Origin of the sequence: Providencia sp. PROV156, from assembly GCF_028480905.1 — a bacterium.
In the GTDB taxonomy this organism is placed as follows: Bacteria; Pseudomonadota; Gammaproteobacteria; order Enterobacterales; family Enterobacteriaceae; genus Providencia; species Providencia hangzhouensis.
In genome coordinates, this window is the sequence record NZ_JAMPPE010000002.1 from 160197 (window position 1) to 182772 (window position 22576).

The 22576-nt window shown below is 41.0% G+C and carries 22 protein-coding genes; 8 read left to right on the plus strand and 14 right to left on the minus strand.

All coding sequences use genetic code 11. The features are described from left to right. Positions 1 to 18 precede the first annotated feature (18 nt). Positions 19 to 957, minus strand: coding sequence for an ADP-glyceromanno-heptose 6-epimerase (rfaD, locus tag PSF31_RS01930; protein WP_004265152.1), 939 nt, complete (start codon positions 955 to 957; stop codon positions 19 to 21). Between the two features lie 229 nt (positions 958 to 1186). Between rfaD and PSF31_RS01935 the strand changes: the two genes are divergently transcribed. After that, the gene (locus PSF31_RS01935; RefSeq protein WP_094962924.1) at positions 1187 to 2383 is read left to right on the plus strand and encodes a glycine C-acetyltransferase; all 1197 of its coding nucleotides are present in this window, start codon (positions 1187 to 1189) and stop codon (positions 2381 to 2383) included. Between the two features lie 10 nt (positions 2384 to 2393). After that, positions 2394 to 3419 (plus strand): L-threonine 3-dehydrogenase, encoded by a 1026-nt coding sequence (gene tdh, locus PSF31_RS01940; RefSeq protein ID WP_096863625.1) that lies wholly within the window; start codon positions 2394 to 2396, stop codon positions 3417 to 3419. A gap of 61 nt (positions 3420 to 3480) precedes the next feature. Here tdh and PSF31_RS01945 read toward each other — a convergent pair whose 3' ends face one another. After that, entirely contained in the window at positions 3481 to 4545 is a 1065-nt protein-coding gene (locus PSF31_RS01945) for a divergent polysaccharide deacetylase family protein (RefSeq protein WP_096863624.1), read from the minus strand. 66 nt (positions 4546 to 4611) lie between these two features. Further along, entirely contained in the window at positions 4612 to 5901 is a 1290-nt protein-coding gene (envC, locus tag PSF31_RS01950) for a murein hydrolase activator EnvC (RefSeq protein ID WP_096863623.1), read from the minus strand. Positions 5902 to 6334: 433 nt separating this feature from the next. Here envC and PSF31_RS01955 point away from each other — a divergent pair, with 433 nt between their 5' ends. The 6 genes from PSF31_RS01955 (at position 6335) to PSF31_RS01980 (ending at position 10118) form a co-directional block, all read left to right on the plus strand. Beyond that, the gene (locus PSF31_RS01955) at positions 6335 to 6772 is read left to right on the plus strand and encodes a rhodanese-like domain-containing protein (RefSeq protein ID WP_004265159.1); all 438 of its coding nucleotides are present in this window, start codon (positions 6335 to 6337) and stop codon (positions 6770 to 6772) included. A 240-nt stretch (positions 6773 to 7012) separates the two neighbouring features. Further along, positions 7013 to 7489 (plus strand): protein-export chaperone SecB, encoded by a 477-nt coding sequence (secB, locus tag PSF31_RS01960; protein WP_004906947.1) that lies wholly within the window; start codon positions 7013 to 7015, stop codon positions 7487 to 7489. Then, the gene (gpsA, locus tag PSF31_RS01965; RefSeq protein ID WP_004265161.1) at positions 7489 to 8517 is read left to right on the plus strand and encodes an NAD(P)H-dependent glycerol-3-phosphate dehydrogenase; all 1029 of its coding nucleotides are present in this window, start codon (positions 7489 to 7491) and stop codon (positions 8515 to 8517) included. The genes secB and gpsA overlap by 1 nt, the downstream gene beginning before the upstream one ends. Positions 8518 to 8540: 23 nt before the next feature. Continuing rightward, positions 8541 to 9362 (plus strand): serine O-acetyltransferase, encoded by an 822-nt coding sequence (gene cysE / locus PSF31_RS01970; protein ID WP_096863622.1) that lies wholly within the window; start codon positions 8541 to 8543, stop codon positions 9360 to 9362. 151 nt (positions 9363 to 9513) lie between these two features. Beyond that, positions 9514 to 9759 (plus strand): AbrB/MazE/SpoVT family DNA-binding domain-containing protein, encoded by a 246-nt coding sequence (locus PSF31_RS01975; RefSeq protein ID WP_004906951.1) that lies wholly within the window; start codon positions 9514 to 9516, stop codon positions 9757 to 9759. Then, positions 9756 to 10118 carry a type II toxin-antitoxin system PemK/MazF family toxin gene (locus PSF31_RS01980; protein WP_096863621.1) on the plus strand — a complete coding sequence of 121 codons (363 nt, stop codon included), beginning with the start codon at positions 9756 to 9758 and terminating at the stop codon, positions 10116 to 10118. The genes PSF31_RS01975 and PSF31_RS01980 overlap by 4 nt, the downstream gene beginning before the upstream one ends. 29 nt (positions 10119 to 10147) lie before the next feature. Here PSF31_RS01980 and trmL read toward each other — a convergent pair whose 3' ends face one another. From trmL to PSF31_RS02035, 11 genes are all read right to left on the minus strand, one after another. Further along, entirely contained in the window at positions 10148 to 10651 is a 504-nt protein-coding gene (gene trmL / locus PSF31_RS01985; RefSeq protein WP_096863620.1) for a tRNA (uridine(34)/cytosine(34)/5-carboxymethylaminomethyluridine(34)-2'-O)-methyltransferase TrmL, read from the minus strand. 159 nt (positions 10652 to 10810) lie between these two features. Then, on the minus strand, positions 10811 to 11836 hold the full coding sequence (gene galE / locus PSF31_RS01990) for a UDP-glucose 4-epimerase GalE (protein WP_096863619.1): 1026 nt from the start codon (positions 11834 to 11836) through the stop codon (positions 10811 to 10813). Between the two features lie 17 nt (positions 11837 to 11853). Then, positions 11854 to 13932 carry a polysaccharide biosynthesis tyrosine autokinase gene (locus PSF31_RS01995; RefSeq protein ID WP_096863618.1) on the minus strand — a complete coding sequence of 693 codons (2079 nt, stop codon included), beginning with the start codon at positions 13930 to 13932 and terminating at the stop codon, positions 11854 to 11856. A 35-nt stretch (positions 13933 to 13967) separates the two neighbouring features. Next, positions 13968 to 14396 carry an arsenate reductase/protein-tyrosine-phosphatase family protein gene (locus PSF31_RS02000; protein WP_004906960.1) on the minus strand — a complete coding sequence of 143 codons (429 nt, stop codon included), beginning with the start codon at positions 14394 to 14396 and terminating at the stop codon, positions 13968 to 13970. 5 nt (positions 14397 to 14401) lie between these two features. Then, on the minus strand, positions 14402 to 15556 hold the full coding sequence (locus tag PSF31_RS02005; RefSeq protein WP_096863617.1) for a polysaccharide export protein: 1155 nt from the start codon (positions 15554 to 15556) through the stop codon (positions 14402 to 14404). A 60-nt stretch (positions 15557 to 15616) separates the two neighbouring features. After that, positions 15617 to 17521, minus strand: coding sequence for a nucleoside-diphosphate sugar epimerase/dehydratase (locus PSF31_RS02010; protein WP_096863686.1), 1905 nt, complete (start codon positions 17519 to 17521; stop codon positions 15617 to 15619). A 22-nt stretch (positions 17522 to 17543) separates the two neighbouring features. After that, entirely contained in the window at positions 17544 to 18095 is a 552-nt protein-coding gene (locus PSF31_RS02015; RefSeq protein ID WP_164561275.1) for a sugar transferase, read from the minus strand. Further along, positions 18092 to 19021 (minus strand): NAD-dependent epimerase/dehydratase family protein, encoded by a 930-nt coding sequence (locus tag PSF31_RS02020; protein WP_096863616.1) that lies wholly within the window; start codon positions 19019 to 19021, stop codon positions 18092 to 18094. The genes PSF31_RS02015 and PSF31_RS02020 overlap by 4 nt, the downstream gene beginning before the upstream one ends. A 95-nt stretch (positions 19022 to 19116) precedes the next feature. After that, the gene (locus PSF31_RS02025; RefSeq protein WP_096863615.1) at positions 19117 to 20283 is read right to left on the minus strand and encodes a nucleotide sugar dehydrogenase; all 1167 of its coding nucleotides are present in this window, start codon (positions 20281 to 20283) and stop codon (positions 19117 to 19119) included. A 16-nt stretch (positions 20284 to 20299) separates the two neighbouring features. After that, positions 20300 to 21730 carry a phosphomannomutase gene (locus tag PSF31_RS02030; RefSeq protein ID WP_096863614.1) on the minus strand — a complete coding sequence of 477 codons (1431 nt, stop codon included), beginning with the start codon at positions 21728 to 21730 and terminating at the stop codon, positions 20300 to 20302. 67 nt (positions 21731 to 21797) lie between these two features. After that, a complete protein-coding gene (locus PSF31_RS02035; RefSeq protein WP_096863613.1) occupies positions 21798 to 22559 on the minus strand; it encodes a glycosyltransferase family 2 protein in 762 nt (253 codons plus the stop codon). Positions 22560 to 22576 lie beyond the last annotated feature (17 nt).

Here is a 22576-nt window from a genome sequence, read left to right on the forward strand (position 1 = left end):
ATTTTTCAGAAATAAGCGTTACGCGTCTTTATTGAGCAAGTGCATATATTCGGTGACACCTTCTGCAACCGTTTTAAATGGTGCAGTATAGCCAGCGGCACGTAGCTTAGTGAGGTCAGCTTGTGTGAAGCTTTGGTAACGACCTTTTAATTTTTCAGGGAACTCAATGTATTCGATGGCCACATTTTTATCTTTGTGGAATTCAGTGACAGCATCAGCAACAGCTTGGAAAGATTCTGCACGTCCTGTACCACAGTTAAAAATACCGGAAACATTATTTTCCCAGAACCATAAATTGACCGCAGCCACATCACCTACATAAATAAAGTCACGACGGAAAGTATCGCTACCTTCGAACAGTTTTGGGTTTTGCCCTTCATTAATTTGTTTATTTAAGTGATAAGCAACGCTTGCCATGCTGCCTTTATGGTCTTCATTTGGCCCATAGACATTGAAATAGCGGAAACCACAGACTTGTGAGTCCGCTTCTGGCAAAATTTCACGCACATATTGGTCAAATTGGAATTTTGAGTAACCATAGACATTCAATGGTTTTTCGAATTGGCGTTCTTCAATAAAGTTATCACTGCGGCCGCCATAAGTTGCTGCGGAAGAAGCGTATAAGAACGGGATTTCACGGTCTAGACAATAGTGCAGTAACTCTTTGGAATACTGGTAGTTATTGTCCATCATATATTTACCATCCCATTCAGTGGTTGACGAGCAAGCGCCTTCATGGAATACCGCATCGACATCACCGAAATCATCACCCGCAATGATGCTGCCAATAAAATCTTCTTTATCTGCATAATCCGCAATATCAAGGTCAACAAGGTTAGCGAATTTAGTGCCGTCTTTCAGATTATCAACGACTAAGATATCTGTACGGCCGATTGCGTTTAGGGCTTTAATAATATTGCTGCCAATAAAACCAGCTCCACCAGTGACTATGATCATTGGGTATACCTCAAATGGGTTAAGAAAATAGAATCGTAATTGGTGACTATAATAACATCTCTTGGCGCAGACGGTAGCATTGATAGAAGAGAATTGAGCTGACACTTAAATGAGAACAAGGTAAATATCGTGATCTTGGCTACAAACTTGACTTATTTGTGCTGTGAATATCGCCATGTATAGAGACTATTATTAAACTCTATTAATAGTCTCTATACAGGAAAAAATCATGTCAGAAAGATTTTATCAGCAGATTCAAGAACAATTGGTACAAATTGAAGCCGATGGGTTATTTAAAAATGAACGCATTATTACGACTTCACAAGATGCTGACATTGAAATTGTAGGTGGCCAGCGGGTTATTAATTTCTGTGCAAATAATTACCTTGGTCTTGCTAACCATCCCGCGCTCATCGAAGCCGCTAAACAGGGAATGGATAGCCATGGTTTTGGTATGGCGTCTGTACGCTTTATTTGTGGAACGCAAGACAGCCACAAAGTTTTAGAGCGCAAATTGGCAGATTTTCTGGGCATGGAAGATGCGATTCTCTATTCATCCTGTTTTGATGCAAATGGTGGGCTATTTGAAACCTTGTTAGGGCCGGAAGATGCGATTATTTCAGATGCATTAAATCATGCATCCATTATTGATGGGGTTAGGTTAAGCAAGGCTAAACGCTACCGCTACAGCAATAATAATATGGTGGAATTAAAAGTACGCTTAGAGGAAGCCAAAACAGCAGGAGCTCGCCATATTTTAATTGCCACAGATGGCGTGTTCTCAATGGATGGCGTTATCGCTGATTTAAAATCCATTTGTGACCTTGCGGATGAATACCAAGCATTGGTGATGGTGGATGACTCACATGCTGTTGGTTTTGTTGGGGAAAATGGTCGTGGTAGCCATGAGTATTGCGATGTGATGGGGCGTATCGATATTATCACGGGGACATTAGGTAAAGCCCTTGGCGGCGCATCTGGTGGTTATACGGCAGCGAAAAAAGAGGTAGTTGAATGGCTGCGTCAGCGTTCTCGCCCTTATTTGTTTTCGAATTCCCTCGCTCCTGCGATTGTTGCCGCATCTATCAAAGTGATTGATATGATGAAAGAAGGCCATTCATTACGTGAAAAATTATGGCGTAATGCCGTGTTATTTAGAGAAAAAATGACCACAGCGGGTTTTACCCTTGCTGGCGCTGACCACGCCATCATCCCTGTTATGTTAGGTGATGCCAAACTCGCCCAAATTTTTGCGAAAGAGCTACTCGATGAAGGTATTTATGTCACGGGCTTTTTCTACCCTGTTGTACCGCAAGGCCAGGCACGTATTCGTACTCAGATGTCTGCAGCACATAGTGAGGAGGATATTTTACACGCTGTTGAAGCATTCACCCGCATTGGTAGAAAACTAAAAATAATCAAATAAAAGGTCTTTTATGAAAGCACTGTCCAAACTGAAAGCTGAACCAGGTATATGGATGACAGATGTTCCGAAACCGGAACTCGGGCACAATGATGTGATGATCAAAATTCGTAAAACTGCGATTTGCGGTACGGATGTACATATCTATAACTGGGATGAATGGTCGCAGAAAACCATTCCTGTCCCAATGGTTGTCGGTCATGAATATATAGGGGAAATTGTTGCGATTGGGCAGGAAGTCAAAGGCTTTAAAATTGGTGACCGAGTGTCAGGGGAAGGGCATATTACTTGCGGCCACTGCCGAAACTGCCGTGGTGGCCGTACTCATCTTTGCCGCAATACGATTGGGGTGGGGGTTAACCGAGAAGGGTGTTTTGCTGAATATCTGGTGATCCCTGCATTTAATGCTTTTAAAATTCCCGATAATATCCCTGATGAAATAGCGGCTATTTTTGACCCATTTGGCAACGCAGTTCATACGGCTCTTTCCTTTGATTTAGTGGGGGAAGATGTGCTGGTTTCAGGTGCTGGCCCTATAGGTATCATGGCGGCTGCAGTGTGCCGACATGTGGGGGCCCGCCATGTTGTTATCACGGATGTGAATGACTATCGACTTGAATTGGCGAAAAAAATGGGTGTTTCCCGTGCAGTGAACGTCAGTCGTGAAAATTTAAAAGACGTGATGAATGAGTTGGGGATGAAAGAAGGTTTTGATGTTGCACTGGAAGTTTCTGGTTCACCAGCAGCTTTTCAGACCATGTTAGACACCATGAACCACGGTGGCAGAATTGCACTATTAGGAATTCCTCCTGCTTCGATGGCAACAGATTGGAGTCAAGTAATATTCAAGGGACTGTTTATTAAGGGAATTTACGGTCGAGAGATGTTTGAAACATGGTATAAAATGGCTACCTTGGTGCAATCAGGACTAGATTTATCGCCGATTATTACCCATCAGTTCCCTATCGATGAGTTCCAAAAAGGCTTTGATATCATGCGTTCAGGCCAATCTGGTAAAGTGATTTTAAACTGGGATTAAATTAATTATCTCGATTCCCCTTTTTGGCTTTTTTGAACCAAGAAGGGGAACCGAAAATGATCTACTGCTGTTGCTTGAAAAGTGGGCGCTTTTGGGCTCTATCGCCCTGTACCAACAAAGGTTGTAAAGCCTTATCGTTATAAATACTCTCAACCACAAACATAATAAAATCAATCCCCTGTGGCTTAGAAGGCGGTAATGTAAACTCACATATACCGAGTTCTTGCGGAATAATCACATTTTCTGGTTGGCTAGCCGCTTCGGGTTGCACAACAGTAGCATCTTTGGTTGGTGGTGTTTTTATTTCATCTTGTACTGCTTGCTTAGTTTGAGGTTGTGTCGGTGTCTTTTTCGCTTCTTCAGATAGCATTCTTAATGATGTTGGTTGTTTAGTTGAAGATTGAGGGCTCAGCAGAGCACTAACGGCGACTAATTCAACATCAGCAGGGAGTTGGGCAAGGTATTTTTGTAAGGCGCGTACGGTAGATGGGTGTGGATGGCCAATTGCTACCGCACTACCGTGTTTGCGCGCATAGGCAACGGCTTTATTCAATTGAGTGCGCGTTTCTTCTTCCGATTGGTGGTTATCAATAAAAATATGGCGACGTAACGTGGGAACGCCGTATTCTTTGGCGGCATTACCTGCTTGGGTATTCCCAATCGTTACGCTATCGAGGAAAAACAAGTTTGACTTTGACAGGCTGCGCATCACGTTCTGCATACCGGGTAAGCTTGATGTCATCTCGCTCCCCATATGGTTATTCATGCCTTTTGCATAAGGAACTCGGGTTATCGCATTTTTAATAATACGGTCAATTTCCTCTGCACTCATTGATGGAGCTAATGTGTCTTTCTCTAGCGGTTGTTTGCTCAATGGTTTCATTGGCATATGGATGAGAATATCGCGCCCTTGCTGATGGGCTTTTTCTGCGACTTCACGGCCATGGGGAGAGCTCGGTAAAATTGCAATAGTTACCGCAGGGGATAACGCTAGAATTTGGTTGTCTTCTTTAACGCGATAACCAAAATCATCAATCACAATCGCCAATTTTGCCGCACTCACCGGTAGACACATCATTAATAATGACAAAACAATGAGTGGTCGAACGGGTAAGTGCTTCAGCATAACGTTATCCTAATTAATTGAATTTAAAATTTATCGCCCTAACTATATTTATCGCCCTAACTATATTTATCGGCCTAACCATGGACGTGGGTTTACGGTTTTACCTTGTCTGCGGATTTCAAAATAGAGTGCTGGCCGCTCTTGGCCGCCACTGCTACCCACTAAGGCGACCGGCTGCCCTGCTCTAACCTCTTGGCCGACATTCACTAAGGCGCTCTGGTTATAGCCATAGAGGCTCATATCGCCTTTACCGTGTTCAACGACGACAACTAGCCCATAGCCTTGTAACCAGTCAGCCAGTAGCACGCGCCCATCGGCGATAGCTTTGACTTGGGTTCCTTCATTAGCCGCGATAACCATGCCTTTCCAACGTAACTCGCTGGAAATGACATCCCCATAGTTATGGAGTAATGAGCCGCGAACAGGCCAAATAGCTTGCCCAGCAGGGCGTCCTAAACCACCTGTACGTGACATCAGTGAGCGTTCACTTTCAGATGGTTTATAGGTTGAGCCTTTCTGTTTGGCTTGCCGTTCTTTTTCAGCCACTTGCACGCGAATACGTGCCGCTTCTTTGGCTTCTCGCTCTGCTCGGGCTTTGGCTTCACGTTCAGCGCGGGCAATCTTATCGCGTAATCTCGCTTCGTTTTGTTTTAGAACAGCAAGATTTTTTTGGTCTTCTTTTAATGTACTTTCAAGGGCATTTAGGGTTTTTTGCCGCGAAGCGCGTGCGTTATCCAGCTTACGCTTTTCTTGTTGTTGGCGTGCCAGCGTTGTTTTTTGTTCGGCTTGTTTTTTTTGTTCGAGTTCTTTTTGTTCTTGTAATTCTTTAGTGGTTTCTTCTAAAGCAACAATATTTTTTTCACGCGCCTGATTTAAATAGCTGTAATAGGCCAAAATACGTTCTTCTCGTTGGCCTTCTTCACCTTTGAACATTAGGGTTAACCCTTGGTGTTTACCTAACCGAAAGGCCGCGTCTAGTTGGTCAGCTAATAATTTCTCTTGTTGTTGTTTTTTGATTTGTAGCTGCTTGATATTGCTATTTAAGGAAACAATTTCTTTATCTAATTGTTTTAGCTGGTTTTGAGTCTCATGCAGGCTACGACCGGCCGCAGAAATACTTTGTTCTTGTTGTTTGAGTTGCTCAAGTAGTGCTGAGCGCTTGGCTTGTTGTTCTTTTACGCTTTTCTCTTTTTCAGCAATACTTTTGAGTAAATCATGTAGCTGGCCTTTATTTTCAGTGATCTGGTTGGCAAACACAGTTTGTGTTGGGGCGAGAACAAGCAGCCCTAACCCAAAGAGAGCGCTAATAGCCTGACGAATAAATGAAATTTTCATTCGATAATGTGTATTGGCCATCGTGATAAATCACCTCAATTAAATGCAATAGCTGATTATTTCATCTGCAAGTGATGGTTTCCAGCACTGTCTAACAAATAGTATTGAAAACATTTATAAATTCGGATTTTTGCCCTGAACTAGAACTATATTAAGTTAAATAATACAGTTTTATTATCACTGATTTATTTTGTATAGCCAGTATTCAATACTTTTTTCTTATTCAATGCCTATTTGAAGCACGACTTAGACCTGTTTAGCACGTTTATGTTAAAATATTTGCGTACCGCCTCGAAACAGAAACGCGGTTTTTCAGTGAACAGTGTTAATTTTGCGTGCCTTAGCGCAAAAAAAACAAGCGAGTTTGCGGGAATTGGCTGTAATTAGCTCAACACAAAGGTATACTCAGAACCCTTTGATATTTGTTTTTAACTAACGGGAGTGATTGCCCCCCATGATCCAAGAAATCATGCAATTTGTAAGCCGGAACATGTTATTGAGTCTGGTTTGGATAGCGCTATTAGTGGCTGTGGTTGTTATGACCTTTAAAGGCCTTTTCTCTAAAACGAAAGTGATTGCTCGTTCACAAGCGATTACACTGATTAATAAAGAAGAGGCGGTTGTTGTCGATTTACGTTCTCGTGACGATTTCCGTAAAGGGCACATTATTGATTCTATTAACTTAACACCGTCTGAAATTAAAGAGAATAATTTAGGTGAATTAGAAAAACACAAACAGAAACCAGTGATTATCGTTTCTGCAAGTGGTATGGAATCAGGTAAACCTGCTGAACAGCTGGCACAACACGGTTTTGAAAAAGTCTTTGTCTTGAAAGAAGGGATCTCTGGCTGGGCAGGTGAAAACCTTCCTTTAGCTCGTGGTAAGAAGTAAGTAAAGATATCCAAGGAGCATACATCAGTATGTGACTTGGGTAGCGTAATGCAGCGAACACCCCTGTAGCTCAGAATAACAGGGTTTCCCTTAAATTATTTGGGCTACAGGTAGGCAGCAAGTGAAGATATCCAAGGAGCATACATCAGTATGTGACTTGGGTAGCGCAATGCAGCGAACACCCCTGTAGCTCAAAGAATAACAGGGAAAATTCATATGGAAGTTAAAGGTACATACACTATGTCAGAACAAAACAACTCAGAAATGGTCTTTCAAATTCAACGCATTTATGCAAAAGACGTTTCATTTGAAGCACCTAACGCACCACACATCTTTCAACACGAGTGGCAACCAGAAATCAAATTAGATTTAGATACTTCTTCAACTCAGCTGTCTGAAGGTGTTTATGAGGTTGTTTTACGTGTCACGACTACGGCAACTTTAGGTGAAGAAACAGCTTTCTTGTGTGAAGTGCAGCAGGCGGGTGTTTTCTCTATCGAAGGCATTGAAGGTACTCAAATGGCACATTGCTTAGGTGCATACTGCCCGAACATCCTGTTCCCATATGCACGTGAAGCGATCACTAGCTTAGTGGGCCGTGGTACATTCCCACAATTGAACTTAGCGCCAGTTAACTTTGATGCACTGTTCATGAACTATTTACAGCAGCAACAAGGTGAACAAGCGCAGAACTCAGAAGCTCAACAGGACGCTTAATGAATACTGCTTCAATGACAGTGATCGGTGCCGGCTCGTACGGCACCGCTTTAGCCATTACGCTTGCACGTAATGCACATCAGGTTGTGCTATGGGGCCATGACCCAAAACACATTCATCAATTAGAACAAGACCGCAGTAATCAGGCGTTTTTGCCTGGCGTTTCTTTCCCTGATAGTTTATCTCTCGAAACGGACTTAAAACGCGCCGTTGAGGCGAGCCCCAATATCTTGATTGTCGTACCGAGCCATGTTTTTGGTGATGTACTAAAACAAATCCAGCCATACTTACGCGCAGACTCCCGTATTATTTGGGCGACTAAGGGCTTAGAAAGGGATACTGGCCGTTTGTTGCAAGAAGTGGCACGTGAGGTATTAGGCAATGAAATTCCGCTGGCAGTACTTTCTGGCCCGACATTTGCGAAAGAATTAGCCGCAGGTTTACCAACGGCAATTTCCGTGGCGGCAAGCGATAGCCAATTTGGTGATGATTTACAAAAATTATTCCATTGTGGCAAGAGTTTTCGCGTCTATAAGAACCCTGACATGGTTGGAGTGCAACTGGGTGGTGCTGTAAAAAATGTCATCGCAATTGGCGCGGGTATTTCCGATGGTATGGGGTTTGGTGCCAATGCACGTACCGCATTGATTACCCGTGGCTTAGCGGAAATGAGCCGTTTAGGTGCAGCTTTGGGAGCAGACCCTGCAACTTTTATGGGGATGGCAGGCTTAGGTGACCTTGTGTTAACCTGTACCGATAACCAATCCCGTAACCGCCGTTTTGGCATGATGCTAGGCGATGGCGTTAGCGTTGAAGATGCAGAAAAAGAGATTGGCCAAGTGGTTGAAGGCTATCGTAATACCAAGGAAGTTCGCGCACTGGCTGAGCGGGCAGGTGTTGAAATGCCAATTACTGAGCAAATTTATCAAATCCTTTATCGTCATAAAAATGTGTTAGAGGCAGCGCAAGCCCTATTAGGGCGTGCGACGAAAGATGAAATTGCCGATATGCCAAAGCTGCATGATTAATAAAAATAGATAGGTGAGTGATTATGTCGCGTGAAGAACTGGATAGAATTTGGGGTTTCATTAAAGATGAAGCGAAGTCTCTTGCGGACTGCGAACCACTCCTCGCCAGTTTTTTTAACGCGACATTATTAAAGCACGACAATTTAGGCAGTGCGCTCAGTTATATGCTAGCTAACAAACTGAGCTCACCGATTATGCCTGCTCTTGAAGTGCGCGAAATTGTGGAAGCCGCTTATCGCAATGACGAAAGTATGATTTTCTCTGCGGCAATGGACTTAGCGGCGGTTCGCTTACGTGACCCTGCCGTTGATAAATACTCCACACCATTATTGTATTTAAAAGGTTTCCACGCCTTGCAAGCCTATCGCATCGGTAATTGGCTGTGGAAAGAAGGCCGCCAAGCGCTGGCGGTTTATTTGCAAAATCAAATCTCTGTTTCCTTTGGTGTCGATATCCACCCAGCGGCCCGTATTGGTTGTGGCATTATGCTTGACCACGCAACGGGTATTGTGATTGGGGAAACGGCCATTGTCGAAAATGATGTATCAATCCTACAATCTGTCACACTCGGTGGTACTGGGAAAACCTGTGGCGACCGCCATCCTAAAGTAAGAGAAGGGGTGATGATTGGTGCAGGGGCAAAAATCTTAGGTAATATTGAAATTGGCCGTGGCGCAAAAATTGGCGCAGGTTCTGTTGTACTTCACCCCGTTCCACCACACACCACGGTAGCTGGGGTTCCAGCACGCATTGTCGGTAAACCAACCAGCGATAAACCGTCCTTAGAAATGGATCAAAACTTTAATGGCACTATTTGGGGTTTTGAAGATGGGGATGGGATTTGAGTTGTGAGGGTTCTAGTTCGATCGTTTTCATTTTTGATGTCCCTCATCTGTATATAAATTGACCGAAAATTTGCTTTAACCTCAATGAAGTTATACAATGTTTATACATTGAGAAACTAATATACTCAAAAATAAGTATGGGGTAAGAGAAATGAGCGTTGCTATAAAAAAATGGGGAAATAGCCAAGGCATTGTTATCCCATCAGCTATCTTAAAACAATTAGGTATTGAGGTTGGTCAACGTCTTGATATTTCTGTTAATAACGGTAATTTGGTTCTTTCTCCCAAAAAGAAGATAAGGATGTTTTCTGAAGCTTATTTGCTTGACAATATGAATGAATATAATAGTCATTCAGATGAACTTGCTCAAATTAATGATATGGAAATTGGTGAATGAGTAAAAGTTACATACCAAGGCGAAATGATATTATTTGGTTAGATTTTGACCCAACGAAAGGAAAAGAAATAGGAAAATATCGGCCTGCACTCGTTTTATCCAGTGTGGAATATAATAAAAAATCAGGCTTGGTAATTTGTTGTCCTATTAGCACAAGCATTAGAGGGCACATAACAGAAGTAGGGATAAATAATCTTGATACTCCGTGTGTTGCTGCGGCAAACCTTATTCAAACACTATCTTGGAAAGATAGAAGTATGAAGTTTGGGGTAGTTGCTGATGAGGGGGTTCTTGATGGTGTGCTCGCAAGGTTGATCCCATTAATTGGTGGAGAGCATTTTTTTATTGATTCAAACTAAAGGAACTCAAACTGAGCTCCTTTTATAATCTAGTCCTTTAGCAGCGCCCCTGCATACCCCAACTGCCTCCATGCCTCAAACACCACCACAGCCACTGAATTGGATAAATTCATACTGCGGCTATCTGCCAGCATAGGAATACGAATTTTTTGCTCCATTGGCATGTTATCTAGCACATAAGGCGGTAGCCCCCGAGTTTCAGGGCCAAACATCAAATAATCATTTTCTTGATAACTAACATTACTATGACTTGGCTTACCTTTAGTGGTTAAGGCAAACACGCGTGCACCGCTTTCAGATTGGTTATTATCCGGGTTTAGTCCTTCACTTTTTAAAAAAGCAAAATAATCATGATGGTGCTTGATATCGGCAAACTCGCTATAGTCCAACCCTGCACGGCGTAAGCGTTTATCATCCCATGTAAACCCAAGAGGGTGAATAAGATGTAAATCAAAGCCAGTATTGGCACAAAGGCGAATGATATTGCCAGTATTTGGCGGTATTTCTGGTTCGAATAAAACAATGTGTGGCATAACGTTAAGCTGATATTTGTGATAATAAATGATGGGAAGAGTTTACGCGCAAATGGGTTTGTTTTCATGTGGAACTTTTATTTGTGCCGTAAAAATTATTTGTACCCTGAAAACAAAAAACGAGCCATAAAGGCTCGTCTCTGAAATAACTCGTTGAGGTTAGCTGTTATAACCATTGGGGTTCATGGACTGCCAACGCCAGCTATCATTCACCATATCTTGAATAGAATACTGCGCCTTCCAGTTTAAATCTTTCAACGCTTTTTCTGGGCTAGACCAACATTCCGCAATATCACCAGGGCGCCTTGCTACAATCTCATATTTAATGGGCTTACCTGCCGCTTTTTCAAAAGCAGTAATAATTTCCAGCACACTTGTGCCAGTCCCTGTACCAAGATTGTAAACATGTAAGCCTGCTTGTTGGCTAACTTTATTCAGCGCGGCAATATGGCCATCAGCCAAATCCATCACGTGAATATAGTCACGCACACCAGTACCATCCGGTGTTGGGTAATCATTACCAAATACCATCACTTGTGGGCGGCGGCCTACAGCGACTTGGGAAACAAACGGTGCCAAGTTATTCGGAATCCCTTGCGGGTCTTCACCCATGGTTCCAGATGGGTGTGCGCCAACAGGGTTAAAATAACGCAGTAAGGTCAGTGACCAATCATCTTCCGCAATATATAAATCCGAAAGGATACGCTCAACCATATACTTACTGGTTCCGTATGGGTTGGTGGTTCCACCAACTTTGGAATTTTCTGTTAATGGCACTTCTTCAGGGTCACCATAAACGGTAGCGGAGGAACTAAAAATCAGGCTTTTAACACCCGCTTTTTTCATACTTTCTACTAATACCAATGTGCCATTGACGTTAACATCATAGTATTCAATCGGTTTTTGTACCGACTCACCAACAGCTTTCAACCCAGCAAAGTGGATGACAGAATGAATTTGATGATTAGCAAAAATGGACGCTAAAATTTGGCCATCACGCACATCACCTTGGTAAAAGGTTGGCTTAACACCTGTGATAGCTTCAATACGGTTAAGCACTTCAAGGTTGGCATTATGCAAGTTATCTAAAATAACTGGCTGAATCCCTTGCTGGATCATCTGTACACAGGTATGGCTACCAATGTAGCCAAGGCCGCCCGTGACGAGAACTTGTTGATTCATCATCTCAATATTCCTGAGTCTTAATATTCATAATGGTAGTTATAGTCGTCAGACCTTGCATCAATACCATTCAAGATCACACCTGTAATTTCGATATCATTTTGCTTAAAGCGTTTCAGTGATAAATCGACATCTTTCACGGTATTCACACCGTAGAAAGCAATTAGTAATGAGGTACCGACATATTTACCAATAATCGCAGAGTCCGTTATTGCTAAGATTGGTGCGGTATCGATCACCACAATATCGTATTGGTTTTTGACTCTATCTAATAACTGCTTAAAGCGCTCGCCCATTAATAACTCAGAAGAGTGAGTAACATTTTTACCACGACAAATTACATCAAGATTTTCAATCACGTTAGCATGAATGGTCGGTGATTCTAAACTTTGCTGTGATAAGTAGTCAGATAAGCCTGCTTTATTGTTTAACCCAAAGGCTTTGTGCAAACGGCCTTTACGTAAGTCGGTATCGATTAATAATACTTTTTTACCTGCGTTAGCCAGTACCACCGCCATATTGGAGGTAACAAAGCTTTTCCCAACCCCTGGTGACGCACTGGTGACCATAACTAGGTTGTTACCTTGGTTCATCACCGAGAAGTACACACTGGTACGTAATGAACGGATAGCTTCGACAGCAGTATCTGCTGGGTTTTCTATCGCTAGTGGGCTCTTATTACCAGCTTCAATGAGTTTTTTCTCATGAGCAGAGAATGGGATAGTGGCATAGACGTTGACACCTAATGCATCAATATCTTCTGTGCTCTTAATTTTATTATTAAAGAACTCGCGGGCAATCACATACGCACAGCCGATAATAAAACCAAGGATAGTGGCGAGAGCAACAATCAATGATTTTTTCGGTGCTACAGGTTTTGGCTGGGATTCAGCGGAGTCAATAATACGCACATCCGCTGTAATACCGGAGTTCAACACACTGAGTTCCTGCTGTTTCGCCACTAATTGAGTATAAATGGCTTGTTCCGCTTCGACATCGCGAGTTAAACGGACGATTTCTTGTTGGGTATTAGGTAGTTTTTGGATATTTTTACTGATTTTTTCTTTTTCACGTAACAACTGTTGGCGCTTATCTAGCAGGGACTGATAAGCGGGGTGGTTACGGGTATATAACTGCTGAATTTCCACTTCTTTAAAGGTCAATTCATTAAGTTTTTCTTCTACCTGCAATGCACTGTCGAGAGCGGCCTTGGCTTCTAAAGAAAGGTCAATGGATTCATTCTTTTTACGAAAGGCATTGAGCTGGTTTTCGTAGTTATCTAATTTCTTTTTAATCGTAGGTAAGTAGTCATCTAAAAAAACAAGCGTATTGTTAGTGACTTCTTTTTTACGTTCGGTATTTTGGTCAACATAGTTTTGGATAACACTGTTAAGGATTTTAACATTCTCAGTTTTATCTGCCCCTTTAATGGCTAAGCTGATAATACCGGTACCTTTCCCGACTTCCGCGATAGTCAAAGTATTGCGTAAGTCTTCAATGGTGGAATAACGGGCATTTTTGATTAATGAAAACTCTTCGCCAGTTTCAGCCGTGAAACTGGAAACCAATAAGTTAATTTCCCCTTGTTTGAGGACTTCACCGACTTTACCTTGTAAGACTTGGCCATCTACATTGAGGGAATAATTGTTATCCCCTAAATAAGTTAGGGTAAATGGCTGGCCAATTAAACTTTCAGGTAACTGAAATAGGGCAATATGAACGGGAGCCACTTCACCAAGTAATTTACTGACAAAGCCTTCAGGAGCTGCTTGAGTGTCAAGGTTCAGGTCTGCAACGGTTTTACCTAACACCATGCGGGACTTGATAACTTCAATTTCAGAGTCGACTTGGTTATTGCTGTTACCAAATGGCATGACATCACTCATTTGGTCAAGTAATGAAACCTGGCCTAATTTGTCATACTGTAAGGTCGCATTGGCTTGGTAAATAGGGGTTGCCAATAGGCTATATGCCACTGCAACAGCAGCAAAAAATACGGTAAAAAACCCAATTTTAATCGTGTTGGATTTCAAAACTTTAAACAGAGCGAGCAGATCGATTTCATCTGAGGCAGGGGAGCTATTTTTTGTTGTGTTCATAATAGGTTAAATGTTAAGTCATCCAATAAATAAAATTAAATTTTGCCTTGCCAAGCAATCGCGGCTTTTTCCATCAACTGGTAAACGTGCTCAAACATTTCATCGCTGCGTTTGTGCGGGTCAGGAATTTCGGTTTTATTAATCCATTGCCCAAATAACATCACTTTACCGCGAGTTTCAGGAAACTGCTGGTGGATTTTAGCAATATGATCGTTTTCCATCACTAGGATTAAGTCTGCTTTATGGCATATTTCGCTGGTTAATCGACGTGATTGATGGTTTTCAAGGGAAAGGCTATGTTGCTCGGCAATCCGGATGGCACTGTCATAAGCGGGCATATCATTTTTAGCGATAATACCTGCCGAATGAACAGTTTTTTCGGGAAAATACTGTTGTAATAAACGCTCTCCCGTAGGAGAGCGGCAGATATTTCCCATACAAACAACGAGAATATTATTAAACATATCGATTACCAGTCGTGAATACGCTTGGTACCTTCGGTTAACTGATTATATGAAGCGATAGTTGGTAATAACTGAGTGATTAGACGGTTCCAACGTACCACAGGGGCTGCGGTAACATACACTAAGTCATAAGGCTGTAGTTTAAATTCAGTACCCATCACAAGTGATGTGGCATCCGATAAATCTAACTGATAAACCGCGGCCATCTTTTTCGGTAATAGCGCTTCGAGTTCTTTGTCTTCTGCCAGTTGGTTTTTAATTGGGCGAATAACAAATACACCTGTTGCATTAGCCGTTGTTTGGTCTATCCCGCTCGCTTTGCTTAGGGCTTCAGTAATACTCATCCCCGCGCGGTCAATGGTTAAGGTCGTTGGTTGACCGACTTCACCCATGACAAACACTTTTTGGCTATCATTACGTGGCACATATAGCACATCACCCGGTAGCATCAGGTAGTTTTGGGTTAAATCCCCATATTGTACTAAATCTTGCAGTGACACTTTGATTTCTTTGCCGTTACGGGTAAGCACGACATTATCCCAATCGGCTTTTTCGGTTAAACCACCGGCATTATTAAAGGCTTCTAAGATAGTCAGTGGAACGTTGGTAATTGGCAAGGTACCTGGTTTCGCCACTTCACCCGAAACATACATTTTTTGCGAACGGAACGCAGCAATACTGACGTCAACTTGTGGGGACTCAATATAGGTGGCTAAGCGATTACTTATTAAAGTACGGATTTCCGTGACGGTTTTACCGATCACTTTGACTTTACCAATATACGGGTAGTAAATAGCCCCATCTGAATGTACCCAGTTACCGGAGTCTTGCGCACTACGGTATGAACCCGCAGGGATCGTTAGTTCAGGGTGATCCCAAACCGTAATGGTTAATACATCACCTGCACCCACACGGTATTCATAGTGAGTCAGTTGCTTCTCTAACTGTACATTGGGTTTGGCAATGGTGGGTGCAGTGTACATATCATCCAACAATTTTGGCGAAATTGGGTAGATATCAACTAATTTAGTAATATCACGGTCACCCGTATCAACCACATTTTTGCCTGAGGTTGATACATAAGCGCCGGGGGTGACGGTGCAGCCTGTAAGTAAAATACTCACAGCTAATAGAGTAAGTGGAAGACGCTTGTTAATCACTAGAGTATCCTGTTAAAAGTTAGCTAAATATTTTTAATAATGAATAATATAGTTTGGGGACTAGTGCTGTGCATTCCACACTAAATCACCAATGCCATCTGTTGGGTTAAATTCTGTTGGAGTTTCAAGTAGAATCTGACGTATCGCTTCAAGGTCATAATTTTGACATGCTATGTTTAATTTATCTAATACTTTAATGAAATCATCTAAGGGGATGAAAACTTCATTGGCAGACATGATCCGTTGGTGTTCTGTTGAATGGACATTATCACCGATAAGAAGTTCTTCAAACAGCTTTTCTCCCGGTCGTAAACCTGTAAATTTGATTTCAATGTCACCATTCGGATTTTTCTCGGTTTTTAACTCAAGTCCCGAAAGTTGAACCAGATTTTTTGCTAAATCGACGATCTTAACTGGTTCCCCCATATCCAATACGAAGACATCCCCACCTTTTCCCATTGCACCAGCCTGTATGACTAATTGAGCGGCTTCAGGGATAGTCATAAAGTAGCGGATAATATCTGGATGGGTGACTGTAATTGCTTTGCCTCGGGCGATTTGTTGCTTAAATAAAGGGATCACTGACCCTGATGAACCAAGTACGTTACCAAATCTTACCATGCAAAACCGAGTTCCTTGCTCCTTTTCACTTTCTTGTTTAGAGAGTGCTTGTAAGGCTAGCTCTGCTACTCGTTTTGATGTTCCCATCACATTCGTTGGGCGTACCGCTTTATCGGTAGATATTAGAACGAAAGATTCTACTTTAGCTTCAATTGCGGCTTTGGCCGCATTATAAGTACCAAATATATTGTTACGAACCCCCTCAACAACATTATATTCAACAAGAGGGACGTGCTTATAGGCTGCAGCATGATAAACAGTCTGAACATGAAAAGTTTCTAATGCATTTTTTAAACGTTCAAACTTTTGGACACTCCCTAATAGGGGCACAATTTTAACTTTCAGGCCCTCAGCATTAGCAATATTGTTTAGCTCTTTATCAATCTCGTATAAATTAAATTCTGAGATTTCAAGTAACACTAATGTTAATGGTTTCTGGCGAATAATCTGCCGACATAGCTCTGAACCGATAGAGCCTCCAGCTCCCGTTACCATGACATTTTTATTGGTGATATTGGCACCGATTAAATCTGGATTAGGGGCAACAGGATCACGACCTAAAAGATCTTCAATAGCAACATCTTTTAAGTCATCAACTGTAGCGTGACCTTCAACAATATCGTTAAAGTCAGGTACTGTTAGAACTTCGACAGACAGATGTAACAACCCATTAATAATAGCTTTACGCTCAGAGCGTGAAGCCCGCGGCATGGCTAATAATATTTTTTCAATGCCTAATTTATTAACTAATTCCTCAATCTTATCGGATGAATAAACAGTGATACCCTGTATTACGGTGTGATGTAGTGATGGGTCGTTATCAATAAAGCCTTTAACTTGATAAGACACGGCATTTCGTAACGCGATAGCTAGTTGGCGCCCTGTGCTCCCTGCACCATAAATTAGAACAGGCTCACACCCTTTACGGCTCGCTTGTACAATCATTGAGCGTACTAGCATTCTTGCCCCACCACATAATAAAATGAGAAAGGTCATATAGATAAAAGGAATGGTACGTGGAATGTTGGCTTCTAGGTAATAGGAGAATGTTGTAATAGAAAATGCAGAAATTAATGCGCCAACCATAGCAACGGTTAAAGCGTGGAATGTTAAGTAACGAAGTACCGCACGATATAGCCCTAATTTTACAAAGGCTAATAACGTTATGATAATAGTGCCAAGTAATGTGAGCCAAGTACTAGGGGATAGGTGAATAACAACTTCACCAAGTCTTACCCATAAGGCAAGGAAGAATGAAACAATGATAAGGAGTGTATCGATTCCCAAGCCAATGAGTCGTTTATACACCCGGGGTAATGACCATATGCGATTAAGTTTGTCCATAATGATTACTTCTTTCTGTTGTTCATTTGGCAGCAGCATCGCCGGAACCACTGCCGGTGACTGTCATCATAATATATCTAAAATAGTTTTTAAGGTTCAAATTATCTATCATCTCTCTATCTGTAGTAGCGAGAAGTTGTGGTGTAGACATATCAATATTTTTAATTTGAGCTAATCCTGTAATACCGGGGCGAACATCATAAATATTGAGTGCTGAACGTTGTTGTATTAATTCTTCTTGATTAAATAAATTTGGACGAGGACCAACTAAACTCATTTCACCTTTTAATACATTAATTAATTGAGGAAGTTCATCAATTTTGGTTTTTCGCAGAATAGTGCCGTACTTTGTTATAGAACGGGTATCAACCAAGTGGCTGGCTACGGAGGATGTTCCTACTTTCATTGTTCTAAACTTAATTAATCTGAACGGTTTTTTGTTTTTGCCTACTCGAGTCTGGATAAAGATAGGTGAGCCTGTTTCAAAATAACCAATAATAGATGTAATGAGTAATACTGGAGAAAGAACAATTAGGCCGATTAAAGCAGCAAAGAAGTCAATTATACGTATCATTTTTTGTCATTTCCTAAGTAACTCATTGTTTGTTCAATAGTATAAGGCGGTTTCCAGCCTAGTTCATCGAACATATTTGAGGAGTCGACTTCTAAATTTTGATAAAGCTGGGTAAAAAGACCTTGCTTGCCAACTGCACTTAATAGGATTTTCATCAGAAGCGTAGGAACAGGTAATTGAATGATATTCTTTCCTAGGTTTGTTCCTATAATGGTAGTAAGTTCTTTTGTGGAAAGATTTTTCCCATCGGACACTAAAAATATTTTACCAGCAGCATTAGGGTGACGAGTACATTCAGCAATAAAATGAGCCAAATTCTTTATGGATATATAACTTCGCGAATTGTTTGTTAAGCCAAAAGGTAACATAGGTACTTTCTTGATAAGCTTTAAAAGAAGACCAAAATTGCCCGGTGCATTTTCTCCATAGACCAAAACAGGACGTATAATCACTAGTTCCATTCCTGTTTTTGCGCAGATATCAATGAGCCCTTGTTCTGCGACTAACTTAGACCTAGCATATTCATTATGTGGTGCTGCTGGATCTTGAGGAGAAAAAGGTTTTTCATGAGTGAGATTACCATTCACACCAATAGAGCTTATAAAAACGAAACGTTTGACACCCGCTTTAGCCGCTTCATTTGCAAAGTGCAACGTTCCTTCGACATTAACACTCCATAATTCTTTCTGCTCATCCGCACTTGGTGTTTTGACTTTCATACGGTGGGCAATCGCGGCGAGGTGAATAATGCTATCGATATCATCAAATGCACCAGTCCAGTCTGTATTTTGATTGAAAGACTGAATGGTAAAATGGTCATTTAATTCAGATGAATGTTTTCTGATTATTACCCGATAGTTATTTTTTAATTCTTGAAGAACTGCTTTTCCAATAAAACCAGTAGATCCGCTAATTAAAGTTTTCATGCATATATGAACCTATACTACATCTAACATATTCAATATGTACGCTATACTTATTATAAGTATATTGTGTTCAGTATGGCTATAAAATAGCTGATTTAATCATTGCCAAATAAGTCGCGGGTATAGACTCTATCCGCCACATCTCCCAGCTCAGGCACCATACGGTTAGCTAAAATGATGTCGCATTGGGTTTTGAATTCAGCCAAGTCATTCACCACTTTTGAATGGAAAAATTCAGTTTCCTTCATCACTGGTTCATACACCACCACTTCAATACCTTTCGCTTTGATGCGTTTCATGATTCCTTGAACTGCCGAGGCGCGGAAGTTGTCAGAGCCTGCTTTCATCACTAAGCGATAAACCCCCACTTTACGTGGCGCTTTAGCGATAATTGCATCCGAAATAAAGTCCTTACGGGTACGATTTGATTCCACTATCGCGTTAATCAGGTTATTCGGCACATCATCGTAGTTAGCTAACAACTGTTTGGTATCTTTCGGTAAGCAATAACCGCCGTAACCGAATGATGGATTGTTATAATGGCTGCCAATACGTGGGTCTAAAGAGACACCTTCAATAATTTGGCGGGCGTTTAACCCACGACTTTCAGCGTAAGTATCAAGCTCGTTAAAATAGGCCACTCGCATCGCTAAGTAGGTGTTAGCAAATAACTTGATGGCTTCTGCTTCAGTGCCATCGGTAAACAGCACTGGCACATCTTTCTTAATTGCGCCTTCAAGCAGTAAGTCCGCAAAAATTTGCGCGCGTTCTGAACGTTCGCCCACCACAATACGCGATGGGTATAAGTTATCCCACAAGGCACGCCCTTCACGTAAAAACTCGGGGGAGAAAATGACGTTACTGTAGCCGTACTCTTCACGCAAACGCGCCGTAAAGCCTACAGGAATGGTAGATTTAACAATAATGGTCGCAGTCGGGTTAATTTCATTCACATCATGAATAACGGACTCGACTGATTTAGTATTAAAATAGTTGGTTTTCGGGTCGTAGTCAGTCGGTGTGGCGACAATGACATACTGAGCCCTTGTATAGGCGTCAGTTTTGTCTTGTGTAGCGCGGAAATTGAGTGTTTTTTCCGCTAAAAACTGTTCGATTTCCGTGTCGACAATCGGCGATTGTTTGTTATTCAACATCGCTACTTTTTCAGGAATGATGTCCACCGCCACCACTTCGTGGTTTTGTGACAGTAACATGGCGTTAGATAGACCGACGTAGCCGGTCCCTGCGATAGCTATTTTCATATGAGAACCAAGTAGATTAATTTTCAGAGAAGGTTTGAATATTTTTTAAAGATAGTTGCACAATTGACTGCGCTGTCTGATGATCGCTTGCTTCGGCATAGCACCTTAATTCAGGGGCGTTACCTGATGGCCTTAAATGAATAATATTACCATTTGATAATGTCATTCTTAGCCCATCAATTGTATTCAAATCTAGTAGTTGCTCATCACCAAAGCCTAAATGCTGCAATAAGAGTGTTGGGTTTTCTTGCGCTTTCTCAATGATAGCTTTACTTTTTTCTGTTGCGAAGTTTTGTATTCTATCGCTAAAGGTAATGCGTTGTGGTAATGAATTAACTAATTTAGCAATTCCTTTTTCTTTGGCGGCAGATAATAGCATTAAGAATGGTAACACAGCATCTCGAGTTGGTAGAGCTGATAATCGTTTACCATTTATTTCAATGTTAGATCCTAAAAGGAAACCGCCGTTAGCTTCAAATCCTGCAATTTTTTTATAGCTTTTAGTTAAATCAGCAAATGCTTCAATAACATAAGGGGAGCCAATTTTAGTTTGTTTTACACACTTAAAAGATTTATGAGATGAAATGATAGTATTGCAGCTAACAGGGATTGCTAGTGCTTCTATGTTCATTTCTAATGCACATAACAAACCTAATATGTCCCCGCGCAGCCAGTCACCGTTTTCATCTGCAACAAGCGGACGGTCGCCATCCCCATCAGTAGAAAAAATAGCATCAAGTTTGTGTAATTTTGACCAATTTCTTGCTTTTACCTTGTCTTCTTCAGACACAGCTTCAGTATCAATTGGAACAAATTGGTCACTACGTTCTAGGGAAATAACTTCAGCTCCAAGCTTTTTGAATAAAACTGGGTATATATCACGTCCAGCACTAGAATGTTCATAAATACCAATACGTTTACCAGCTAATAAATCTTGATTAAAAATAGATAAATAGCGATTTAGATATTCATCTACAGCTAGTGTATCTATTGATAAGGTCTGTGGAGTAACATCTGGTATTTCAAATTGCGAGTTATTATTTAAAATCGCGACTTCATCAATTTTAGTGATTTCACCATCTGGCCGATAAAACTTTAACCCATTTCTATCGAACGGAATATGACTTCCCGTTACCATGATGCAAGGAGTATTATTTTTCATTGCAGTATATGCAAGGGCGGGCGTTGGAATTACACCGTAATATAGAGGCTCTATTCCTTGCTGTTTTATTGCTTCGATACAAGCAATCGCAATAAATTCGCTACTTGGGCGATTATCTATTGCAACAGCTATTTGAGTAAAGTTAAATTTATTTTTGATACTATCAATAAATGCATGAGTGAATGCAGCACAGGACTCTCCAGTGAACTGAGTGACTAACCCACGGGCTCCGCTAGTACCAAATTGTATGCCTGAATCAAGGATGGTATTTTTAGTGATATTCATAATTATCAGAATTTATTTTTATAGAGAAACACTTTCACCATGGTATAAATGGCGATTAGGTTGGTTATTATTTAATAAGTAGTTTATTGATTATTTTTAGAGGAATTAAAAATAAAGGAGGAGATATGTTATTTTTCTTCCACGATAAATAAACTTCCTTACTTCCTATGTACCTACTTTTAAAACCAGATGTGCTTTCTCCTCCCATCCTCATCGCAACTAAGTACTTATTTATAATGGAGTGTTTATAATTATTTATAAATATAGCTCTCAGGAGAAACTCATAGTCAGAGGAGATTTTAAATTCGCTATGATAATAACCTATTTCTTCATATACTGAACGCCTTACAAACGTGGATGGGTGAGGTGGTTGTTTCCCTTTTTTCCACTTAGCCTTGGAGTTCATATTTTCACATGGGTATTTCCTAATTGCTTGACTAAAATCATTGTCAAAATAGTATAGATTTCCGGAAACTAGGTCGGCGTTACTTCGATTAAACTCATCAAAAATATCAGATAATACATGATCGTTTATATATAGGTCGTCAGAATTTAATATCGCTACAATTTTCCCTTTCGCTTTGGCTATACCTTTATTCATTGCATCATATAAACCTTTATCAGGCTCAGATATATATTTTAGTCTACGATCATTATTAGCGTTTAATATATCAATAGTTCCATCTGTAGATACACCATCTATGATAATATATTCAAAATTTATTTCTTTTTGGCTTAATACAGAAGATATTGTTTCTTGTATTGTACTTGCAGAGTTATAGCAAACAGTTATAACAGTGAAGTCAAGTTCATGATTATTTTTAAACATATTGTTTAACTTAAGTA